Source organism: Algibacter sp., assembly GCF_049667265.1.
GTDB lineage: Bacteria > Bacteroidota > Bacteroidia > Flavobacteriales > Flavobacteriaceae > Algibacter_B.
Window position 1 is genome coordinate 1 of the sequence record NZ_JBATHX010000086.1, and the last position, 5,747, is coordinate 5,747.

At 31.4% G+C, this 5,747-nt stretch carries 8 protein-coding genes; 7 read left to right on the top strand and 1 reads right to left on the bottom strand.

Annotation, left to right across the window (positions count from 1 at the left end; genetic code table 11):
* The first annotated feature begins 35 nt into the window (after nt 1-35).
* Nucleotides 36-401, top strand: a complete 366-nt coding sequence (locus tag WBN21_RS03210) for a VOC family protein (protein WP_424197856.1) — start codon at nt 36-38, stop codon at nt 399-401.
* 204 nt (nt 402-605) lie between these two features.
* Nucleotides 606-1,433 carry an amidohydrolase family protein gene (locus WBN21_RS03215; RefSeq protein WP_424197857.1) on the top strand — a complete coding sequence of 276 codons (828 nt, stop codon included), beginning with the start codon at nt 606-608 and terminating at the stop codon, nt 1,431-1,433.
* Nucleotides 1,434-1,666: 233 nt separating this feature from the next.
* Here the strand turns inward: WBN21_RS03215 and WBN21_RS03220 are convergent, their stop codons facing one another.
* Complete coding sequence (locus WBN21_RS03220; RefSeq protein ID WP_424197858.1) at nt 1,667-2,152, bottom strand: phosphatase PAP2 family protein; 486 nt, start codon at nt 2,150-2,152, stop codon at nt 1,667-1,669.
* A gap of 490 nt (nt 2,153-2,642) precedes the next feature.
* On the opposite strand from WBN21_RS03220, the gene WBN21_RS03225 reads away from it, so the two are divergent.
* The 5 genes from WBN21_RS03225 to WBN21_RS03245 all read left to right on the top strand — a co-directional run.
* Complete coding sequence (locus tag WBN21_RS03225) at nt 2,643-3,206, top strand: TetR/AcrR family transcriptional regulator (protein WP_424197859.1); 564 nt, start codon at nt 2,643-2,645, stop codon at nt 3,204-3,206.
* Between the two features lie 73 nt (nt 3,207-3,279).
* The gene (locus WBN21_RS03230; protein WP_424197860.1) at nt 3,280-3,843 is read left to right on the top strand and encodes a carboxymuconolactone decarboxylase family protein; all 564 of its coding nucleotides are present in this window, start codon (nt 3,280-3,282) and stop codon (nt 3,841-3,843) included.
* A gap of 69 nt (nt 3,844-3,912) precedes the next feature.
* Nucleotides 3,913-4,743 carry a hypothetical protein gene (locus WBN21_RS03235; RefSeq protein ID WP_424197861.1) on the top strand — a complete coding sequence of 277 codons (831 nt, stop codon included), beginning with the start codon at nt 3,913-3,915 and terminating at the stop codon, nt 4,741-4,743.
* A gap of 203 nt (nt 4,744-4,946) precedes the next feature.
* Nucleotides 4,947-5,387, top strand: coding sequence for an SRPBCC domain-containing protein (locus tag WBN21_RS03240; RefSeq protein WP_424197862.1), 441 nt, complete (start codon nt 4,947-4,949; stop codon nt 5,385-5,387).
* A gap of 19 nt (nt 5,388-5,406) precedes the next feature.
* The coding region (locus WBN21_RS03245) for a DUF2200 domain-containing protein (RefSeq protein ID WP_424197863.1) at nt 5,407-5,747 on the top strand (341 nt) is incomplete at its 3' end.

The window sequence follows — 5,747 nt, forward strand, 5'->3', positions numbered from 1 at the left end:
ACTTATAAATAGAAACAAAAATAAACTTTAAATAAATGAAAAATCCAGTACAATGGTTGGAGATTGCCACAACAGATCTCGAAAGAGCTAAAGACTTTTACGCGCATGTATTTGAACTAGAATTTCAATTTATTGAAATGCCAGATAGTAAAATGTTTATGTTTGGAGAACCTGACAAAGTAGGTTCTGCCGGCTGTTTGGTGCAAACGGATGGTAGTAACCCAAGCGCAGATGGAACAATCATATACTTTTCATGCGAAGATGTTGCTATACAAGCAAAGCGTGCAGAATCGGCAGGAGGTAAATTAATCGTCCCAAAAACAGACATTGGTGATTTTGGTTTTTTTGCACAAATAATGGATTCAGAAGGAAATCGAATTGGCCTGCATTCGAATAAGTAGTCACCAAACTTAAATAAGAAGCACATAAAAAAGTGTATAATGAATTGCTTTGGTTGTTGCTATTTTGTTACATCTGTTTTTCCTTCGGAAAATCCTCGCACTCAAACATGCAACAAACCATTCACAAAAACGCTGTGAGTAATTAAAACTAAATTTATGAATAAGTATAAACTGACTTTTTTCCTTCTCCTTATTTTTCTGTCAATGAAGGCACAAATTATAGATGTACATCTTCATAGTTACACGGATACAGATTATTGGGGAGGAAGAACACATCCAACAGGAATTGAATCTCCTAAAAACGCCGATGCACACTTAGCAAAAACAATTGCTGTAATGGATAAACATCAAATAGAGTATGCTGTTGTTAGTGGCTCTATTGAAAGTGTCGAGAAATATATTTTAGCCGATTCAAGGTTTATTCCTGGATATATGGATGAAGAGGAATTAATTTCCGTCGATAAATTTGAGGAATTAATTATTGATGGTAAAATAAAAGTTTTTGGAGAGATAGCAGGAGTTTATTTTGGTCGAACACTTAATGATCCAATCTATGCACCTTATTTACAACTTTGCGAGAAATATGGGGTTCCTATAGCCTATCATACAGGAGGAGGGCCGCCTATGACTCCATATTCTTGCTGCCCAAAATTTAGAATTTCACTAGGAGATCCATTTCTTATCGAGGACGTTTTAGTAAAGTATCCAAAACTAAAAGTTTATTTGATGCATGGCGGTGAAGTTTTTTTCGAACATGCAATAAGAATGTTATCACTTTATAGACATCTTTATATTGATCTTGGTGTTTTATTATGGGTCGACCCAATAGTTAATGACTATGCTATAAGACTGCTTAAATTGGCTAAAAAAGCAGAAGTATTAGATCGTGTTATGTTTGGTTCAGATCAAATGGTATGGCCGGAAGCCATAACTAAATCCGTAGAATTTCTTAATAGTTTGGAATTCTTAACTGAAGAAGAAAGAAAGATGATTTTATATCAAAATGCGAAAACATTCTTAAAGTTAGAATGATAAATACATGAACTAACATCTATAATTAATTGCTAATCGAGTATTTAATCGAAAAAATAATTAACCTCTCGCTCGTTTTCTTCTGCTACCTTAGTTCTGGCCAGCGCAAACTAACCATACACGAACACGTTTTACATAACATCTGAACAATACACTTTACTAAATTGATTTGATAAGGAACAATATTATAAAATCGCAAGATGTTTTTATTCCTTCTTGTAATGAAGAAGTTTTTAAAATTTATAATTTATACCAATTAAGTAATTATCTTCCTGACTATTGAATGTTAATTCCATATGCTCTTTTTGGTATTCTGAAGTGAATATATAAGAACTTCCGATACCAATTATTGCACCTGCCAAAATATCCCATCCATCGTGTTTATCAGCATCAATTCTACTAAAAGCAGTAAATCCAGCTAGTGCATAAACAGGAATACTGTATTTAAAACCGTAACGTATGTGAATAAATGACGCACTTTGAAAAGTTGTAGATGTGTGTCCGGACGGAAAAGAATTATTATTACTCAAATCTGGTCGTTTCTTGATTATACTTGCTTTTAATCCAAAAGTGACTGCTTCTGTTACTAATAATCCTTTTGTAAATTGCCAACTACCTTTTGTGTCATTAATAATAAAAGTAGATGCTAAAGTTGCTACTGGAAGTGCAAATAACAAAATATCGCCTGTAGTTTCGACAGTATTATTTTGTGAAGCCAATTTATTGGTACTTATTAAAAAAAGAAAACAAAGGAGAAATGTTATGTGGGAAATATTCGTTTTGCACATTGAGAAAAACATTATTGTTTCAATTTATAAAATAACAAGGTAATAAAATTTACAAATACGATTACCATTCCATTCTCTTTTTATGCCATTTTCATTAGCCAACGAAAAAAACTTAAATTTAAAATAAAAAACCCTAACTACCTACTCGGGTTGAGTAGAAAATACTGTGTATAACACCGTTAAAAAATTATTGTTAGTTCTAGCCTACTTACGAAAATACTCCCGGATTTTCTATTCCGTTATTATTTACTAAATTACGTGTTTAACCACCCAACTATTCATACTAAAACACGTTACAACTCATTGTCCAAACAAAAATTCCCTTCTCAAATTCAACTAAATACATTAAAATTCAAAAATATAAGTTAAAATATTTTTTATTTCTAACCGATTGTTTAGTTTTGCCTTGTAATTAGAGATAATGGCAAGAAAAAAAGAATATAACGAAGATGTGGTAGTAGAAAAAGCAATGAACCTTTTTTGGCGAAATGGTTATGAAACTACTTCAATGCAGATGCTTGAAAAAGAAATGGGCATTAATAAGTTTTCTATATATTCAAGTTTTGGAAACAAACATGGTCTATTTCTAGAAAGTCTAAAAAGTTACAAAAGAAAAGTAAATACCATTTTCGAAGAATTTAAAAATTCAAATAATGGAATAGAAGATATTAAAGATTTTTTCTATAACTCAGTTAGAATTTGTACTATAAATGGAAATCAAAAAGGCTGTTTATTCACGAATACTTACAATGAATTTTCAGAAAAAGAAGATGCTCAAATTAATGAACAAATGAATTATTTTATGAATAATCTAAAAGAATTATTCATTGATAAATTAAAAATGGATTCCAATAAGGATGAAGAAACTGTCTTAAAACAAGCTAATTATTTATTATTAGCAAAGCATGGTTTAGCAGCTGCATCAAGGGTAAATAATAAAAAAGAAATAGAAGATTATATTGAAATGACCTTCAAAAATTTATAAACATTTTTTTTAAGCTATAACTAAACGTTTGTTTAGTTATTTAATAATAAGTAAAACAATAAAATTTAAAATTATGACATCATTAAAAATTCACAACATCGAAACTGCACCGGAAGGAAGTAAGGCGCTTTTAGAAAAATCGCAAAAAGCATTTGGAAGGATTCCTGGTCTTCATGGCGTATTAGCTGGATCTCCAAAAATTTTAGAGGCATACCAATCCTTACATCAACATTTTGTTGATACATCATTTAATAATGAAGAACTTACTGTTGTATGGCAAACAATTAACGTAGAACATGCATGTCATTACTGCGTGCCAGCACATACTGGTATTGCAAAAATGATGAATGTAGCTGACAATATTACAGAAGCCTTACGCAACGAAACACCTTTTGAAAATCCAAAGTTAGAAGCTTTAAGAAACATGACATTACTAATTGTTAGAAATCGTGGTCAGGTATCTCAAGAAGAGTTAAACACGTTTTATGCGGTTGGTTATGGAGAACAACAACTATTAGAAATCATTTTAGGATTGGCTCAAAAAACAATCAGTAACTATACAAACCATATTGCAAATACACCAGTAGATGCACCTTTTCAAAAATTTGCCTGGTCAAAAGAAAAAGTGGAGGGATAAATACCACAGATAGATTAGTAACTTAAAACCTTGCGTTTATTCGGAAGGTTTTTTAATAAAAATAAAACTATGCATTATTTAAAATCAGGTATCATAATTATTATCAGTTTGCTATTAACCGCATGTGGAAATAAAGAAGCCAAAACCAAAGAAACTAACAAAACAGTAGAAGTTAAACTGCCAGAATTTCAAAATAAAGGACACGAATTAATCTACCAAATGACTCAAGAAACTGGGAGTTATCAAGACTTACTTAATTTGAAAGACATTGTTTTCAATTATACATACCGCACACCAGATAAAAAAGAAGATGTATCGATTGAATCATACATTTTTAATGGAGAACTCTCTCATGGTGCTTACTTGAAGCACGAAAGAACTTTGCCTGATTTAAAAGGTACAATGGAACAGGGATACAACGGAAAAGACTTTTGGGTAAAATTGAATGGACAAGAAATTAGCGACAATAGTGCCATCCAAAGCGCAGCCTTTACTCGTAAGACTAATTTTTATTGGCTTACTATGATGCAAAAATTATTAGACCCTGGTATCAATTATGAATATTTGGAGCAAGATAATATTGATGGCAAATTGTATCATATAGTGAAAATTACCTTTAATACCGCTGATGATGTAACTTCCGACACTTATCAGCTATATATTAATCCGGAAACACATTTAGTAGACCAGTTTTTGTTTACCGTAGTATCTAAAAATGTGACTGACCCAATTTTGATGCGCGTAAAATATGAAAAAGTGGAAGGTATCTTGTTAACTACTTACCGCAAATACACCAAATCAGACTGGGAAGCTAATGTGCTTAACGATGCCTGGATTGAAGAAATCACCAAAGACATTAAGTTCAATCAAAATTTAGATATAGCTTTATTCGACAAATAATATGAAGCTTTAGTAAGTTAGCAAAAAAACTAGGCACAAAAACGTGTATATTTAATTGCTTGGGTCTAGCCTACTTGGAAATTCCTTTTAAATTTTCTCTGGTTCATTCGATTTTTGCTAAATTAGTTGCTAGAACAACGTAACTAATCAAACACATAAGCACCAATTCGGTTAGATCAAATAAATGATAAATGGAACTCAATATGAGACTTGAATCAAATGCAATTATACAAATTCAAAAACCAGTAAATGTCGTTTTTGAAGGGATTGTAAATCCAGAGAAAATGACCAAGTATTTTATTTCTGAAAGTAGCGGACGACTTGAATCAGGAAAAGAAGTGATTTGGAAATTTCCTGAATTTGAAGATAAGTACCCTGTTAAAGAAATTAAAATTGAAAATAATAACTCCATTTCCTTTGTTTGGGACCCAGAAACTGTAGTGATAATTACATTAGAAAAATTGCCAGATGATAGCACCATAGTAAGAGTAAATGAAAATGGAAAGGAACTTAATGAAGATAATCTGAAATGGGCTTTAGAAAATTCGGGTGGATGGGCAAATTTCCTCGCCTGTATGAAAGCCTATTTGGAATACGGTATCCAACTCAGAAAAGGTGCATTTGAATTTATGAGAAAGAGATAAACAATAAAAAAGCATCAAAATGAAAGTTACAGCTGAAAAAAATGAAAAAGTTGCTAATATGATCTTTGCCTCTATTTACCCCCATTACTGGAATAGATTGGAAAAACATGGTAGAACAAAAGAAGAATTCCATGAAGTAATGGAATGGTTTACTGGATTTGATCAAGATGCTTTACAAGCACTTATTAATGAAAAAGCAACTTTTAGAACATTTTTTGAAAAAGCTAAAATACATCCAAACGCACACTTGATTAAAGGAGTCGTTTGTGGTTATCGAATTGAAGAAATAGAGGATGAATTTGAATTGTATAAACAATGCAGACGTATGGAAAAGCTGATTGATGAATTAGCAAAAGGTAG

Excerpts from the sequence above, each read along its gene's own strand:
- WBN21_RS03210 (WP_424197856.1), top strand. The coding sequence starts at position 36 with ATGAAAAATCCAGTACAATGGTTGGAGATTGCCACAACAGATCTCGAA.
- WBN21_RS03225 (WP_424197859.1), top strand. The coding sequence starts at position 2,643 with ATGGCAAGAAAAAAAGAATATAACGAAGATGTGGTAGTAGAAAAAGCA.
- WBN21_RS03240 (WP_424197862.1), top strand. The coding sequence starts at position 4,947 with ATGAGACTTGAATCAAATGCAATTATACAAATTCAAAAACCAGTAAAT.
- WBN21_RS03230 (WP_424197860.1), top strand. The coding sequence starts at position 3,280 with ATGACATCATTAAAAATTCACAACATCGAAACTGCACCGGAAGGAAGT.
- WBN21_RS03235 (WP_424197861.1), top strand. The coding sequence starts at position 3,913 with ATGCATTATTTAAAATCAGGTATCATAATTATTATCAGTTTGCTATTA.
- WBN21_RS03215 (WP_424197857.1), top strand. The coding sequence starts at position 606 with ATGAAGGCACAAATTATAGATGTACATCTTCATAGTTACACGGATACA.